Here is a 3,480-nt window from a genome sequence, read left to right on the forward strand (position 1 = left end):
CTGCGCGCGCAGCAGAATAAGGGAGTATTTTTTGTGTGCAGCCTGTCAGGTATGGTTATTCCGCGAGCATTTCTCTGCATCGATCGCAAGCACGAGCATCAGCGCGCAGAGGGCATCTCTTAGGTCGGCAACCTCAATGGTGTATGTATCGGTCCAATTCCAAAGCTCCTTGGCGATATGCGCCACTGTACACCAATTTCAGGGCTCTGAAAAAGATGTGATCATGCAATTTTCGACAGTGAATCCTATCTGCCTGTTTACGAAAAGGATTTGCAGCAGGCAAACAAAAGCATTTACATTGCAAGCCCCGGCTTGAATAAAAGCAAAATCTGCCGGCTGATCGCACTGGTAGAGCAGCAGCAAACGGCAGGGGTATGCCTTCAGGTGCATCTCTTTCAGCAGGGCAATATCCTCTGCCCAGCGGTGGTAGCTGTCGCAGGCGATATCCCCGGTATCACCGTTCTTTGTTTTGCCCGGCGTATGGCTGAAGGTATCCCAGATGGACAGTCCCCTGCCATCCTCCTGCACTGCGCCCTCGACCTGATAGGCTGCGGTTGCCGCGCCCCAGACGAAATTTCCCGGAAATGACATCGTATATTCCTCCGTATTTTGTCGTTTGCTTTTTTCGCATAAACATCAAAAGAGGTGCAGCGCAAGCGCACTGCACCTCCGTAAGTGTAATTTTAGCGCTCTTGCTGTTGGTGTAGTCCTGCGTATCCTCGGTAATCTTGGTCATGATGTCGGCATCACAGGTCAGAGAGTACATGACATCCTTGATCGTGGGGATGCGCCGAAATCGTTTACTGTATGGCGGAATATCTGATAAAGGAAATGGCAAAGAAGCAGGGTGTAACGGAAGAACTGAAAGCAACGGATATGATGAGATGGATAGGATTGATGAATAACATTCGAGCCTGTGCCGATGAGATTGTATTGAATGATATTGTGTATTCCTAACGGATACCAACCGAAGAAGAACTGCTGTCAAACCGATGGCAGTTTTTCTTTTTCGGCAAGTATTCAAGAAGTCATTAAGTCGTGAGTATAATCGAAGTGGTAGAAAAGTTACCTATTATATCGGTTGTAACTTTTTTATGAACTCTATTGACAAGAAAACTTGGCATGCATATAATTAAAATATGCAAAGAAAACTTGGCATGGAGGCGTTTTTATGAAAAAGGACGAAATCTTAAATGCAAGCAGAAAAGAACATCGCAATAAGGACTTGGCTGAAATGGAAGTGGTATATCAAGCCGGAAGTCACGCAAGCAGAGTTGGTGCTTTAGTGTGTTGTTTGCTTTCGCTGTTATCTTCTGTGCTTGCTCATACTATGATTTACAGTCCGTGGGTTATATACTTCAGCATTATTGCAACACAATGGCTAGTTCGTTTTATCAAAATGAAGCGAAAGAGCGATTTGGTCTTGACTGTTCTGTTTTTTGTGATTTCCATTTTGGCATTTGTTGGATTTGTTAGCCGCCTTTTAGAGGTGAGAATATGAAAGAACAATTACAACTGAAAAATCACTTAAAGGAAGTTCGCACAGAAGCAAATCTTTCTCAAGCTCAACTTGCAGAAATGGTGGGTGTATCAAGAAACACGATTAGTTCTATCGAAACAGGACAGTTTAATCCTACTGCAAAATTGGCTCTAATTCTTTGTATTGCATTGGACAAAAAATTTGAGGAAGTATTCTATTTTTAGGAGGTCATTATGGAAAATATTATAATGTTGATTTTGGGAGTGTTCATATCTGTTGTGGGAATTGTAAATATCAAAGGCAATATCAGCACAATTCACTCTTATAACAGGCGAAAAGTAAAGGAAGAAGATATACCAAAGTATGGAAAAACAGTCGGCACAGGAACGCTGATTATAGGAATATCTCTTGTATTAGGTTTTATTGTTTCGTTTTGGAGTGAAATAATTGTAGATTATATCATTCATCCAGCAGTTATTGTCGGATTAGGCTTTATATTGTATGGACAGTTCAAATACAATAAAGGAATTTTTTGAGAATCAGGGAGATATAAAGATGGAATTGAACACAATATCAGGTCTGGCGATAGCGGGGGTTATCTGCTCCGTTGTCCTCTCGATTGGAGTACCGATTGCTTTGTTCATTGCAGGAAGGGTGAAGCTTAAGGCAAGGATTTCCTCGTTCTTTATCGGAGCAGGAACCTTTCTGCTGTTCGCAATGCTGTTGGAGCAGCAGCTGCATGTTCTTGTCATTCAGTTCTGCGGACTGAACGCACAGAGCAGGCCATGGCTTTACTATGTGTACGCGGCTTTGGCTGCAGCGGTTTTTGAAGAGACCGGAAGACTGATTGCCATGAAGTTCTGGATGAAGAAATGGCTGGATTTTCCAAATGCACTGATGTATGGAATCGGGCATGGCGGTGTGGAGGCCATTCTGCTCGGAGGACTCTCCGGAATCAGCAATCTTGTGTCCATGCTGATGATCAACAGCGGAGCCATGCAGAATACGCTGGCGGCACTTCCTGCTGAGTCTGCAAACCAGACCGTGTCACAGCTGTCGGCCCTATGGACAACACCGGCACCACTCTTTTTTGTAAGCGGAATCGAAAGAATCAGTGCCATCATTCTGCATATCGGGTTGTCACTGCTGATCTACCGGGCGGTCAAGGCAGGCAAATGCAGGACAGCGGCTTTTACAGCGGTTCTTGCTTATGGGATTCATTTTATCGTGGACTTCTTTGCCGTGGCAGGTCCGGCGCTTCTTCCCATCTATGTGATTGAAATTGGTGTCTTTGTGATGGCAGCCGGAACTCTTGTTATGGCGCTGAAGATGGGAAGGATGGAAGAACTGTGAATTCCAGTTTTCTGCTATCATAAAACAGAATATATCTGACAGAACGCACCGTAGAAATACGGTGTTTTTTGTTACCCAAAACCCATAATTCAATACATAACCACAGGTTAGTACAAATACCTTATGTGCTATTTTGAAAGGCTTAGAAAGGGATATTTACCCCGATTTTCGCCCCGAGAAATGACACAAATAAGGCTTAATGTATCTTCTCTGTGGTTTTTCTATTTTCGGCAGGAAAGGAGGATTGCTTGCTATGCCGAGAATGAGCAAGCAGCGGAAACAAGAGTGGTCGTTGTTTCTGAATGAAAGAAATCGCATTACCTACAACGGACTTTGCAGAAAATGCAGTAGTGAATGTAAGCAGAGTTTTCGCTGTGTTGTGGTGCATCCCAAACAGCAAAAAAGCCGCTTGAAAGAATTATCAAAGATGTATGTAGGCACGAGGTTTTAGGAGATTTCCGTACTGGAAAATCGTAAAGCTATATTAATATTTACGAAATCGTCTTGACAAACTGCTCTCCGATGGTGGCTGGCCGCGACGCCGCCACCTTCGGCGAAGCAAAAAACAGCTGGCTGACCGGCACGGCGGCCTGGACCTTTGTGGATGTGAGCCAGTATATCCTGGGCATCCAGCCCACGCTGGCCGG

The 3,480-nt window shown here is 44.4% G+C and carries 6 protein-coding genes and 1 pseudogene; 6 read left to right on the plus strand and 1 reads right to left on the minus strand.

Features of this window, described 5'->3' with window-relative positions; translation table 11 throughout:
* Positions 1 to 198 precede the first annotated feature (198 nt).
* Complete coding sequence (locus B5D32_RS15810; RefSeq protein WP_078785634.1) at positions 199 to 591, minus strand: family 1 glycosylhydrolase; 393 nt, start codon at positions 589 to 591, stop codon at positions 199 to 201.
* 240 nt (positions 592 to 831) lie between these two features.
* Here B5D32_RS15810 and B5D32_RS14335 point away from each other — a divergent pair, with 240 nt between their 5' ends.
* From B5D32_RS14335 to B5D32_RS14365, 6 genes and pseudogenes are all read left to right on the plus strand, one after another.
* On the plus strand, positions 832 to 957 hold the full coding sequence (locus B5D32_RS14335; RefSeq protein WP_242853390.1) for a TnpV protein: 126 nt from the start codon (positions 832 to 834) through the stop codon (positions 955 to 957).
* 214 nt (positions 958 to 1,171) lie between these two features.
* On the plus strand, positions 1,172 to 1,501 hold the full coding sequence (locus tag B5D32_RS14340) for a DUF6442 family protein (protein ID WP_078785635.1): 330 nt from the start codon (positions 1,172 to 1,174) through the stop codon (positions 1,499 to 1,501).
* The gene (locus tag B5D32_RS14345; protein ID WP_078785636.1) at positions 1,498 to 1,704 is read left to right on the plus strand and encodes a helix-turn-helix transcriptional regulator; all 207 of its coding nucleotides are present in this window, start codon (positions 1,498 to 1,500) and stop codon (positions 1,702 to 1,704) included. The genes B5D32_RS14340 and B5D32_RS14345 overlap by 4 nt, the downstream gene beginning before the upstream one ends.
* 9 nt (positions 1,705 to 1,713) lie before the next feature.
* Complete coding sequence (locus B5D32_RS14350; RefSeq protein WP_078785637.1) at positions 1,714 to 2,016, plus strand: hypothetical protein; 303 nt, start codon at positions 1,714 to 1,716, stop codon at positions 2,014 to 2,016.
* A gap of 19 nt (positions 2,017 to 2,035) precedes the next feature.
* Positions 2,036 to 2,833 carry a YhfC family intramembrane metalloprotease gene (locus tag B5D32_RS14355; protein WP_242943481.1) on the plus strand — a complete coding sequence of 266 codons (798 nt, stop codon included), beginning with the start codon at positions 2,036 to 2,038 and terminating at the stop codon, positions 2,831 to 2,833.
* 516 nt (positions 2,834 to 3,349) lie between these two features.
* Positions 3,350 to 3,480, plus strand: a pseudogene (locus tag B5D32_RS14365) (GH36-type glycosyl hydrolase domain-containing protein); the annotation flags it as partial.

The sequence above is a fragment of the Gemmiger formicilis genome (assembly GCF_900167555.1).
Classification (GTDB): domain Bacteria; phylum Bacillota; class Clostridia; order Oscillospirales; family Ruminococcaceae; genus Gemmiger; species Gemmiger formicilis.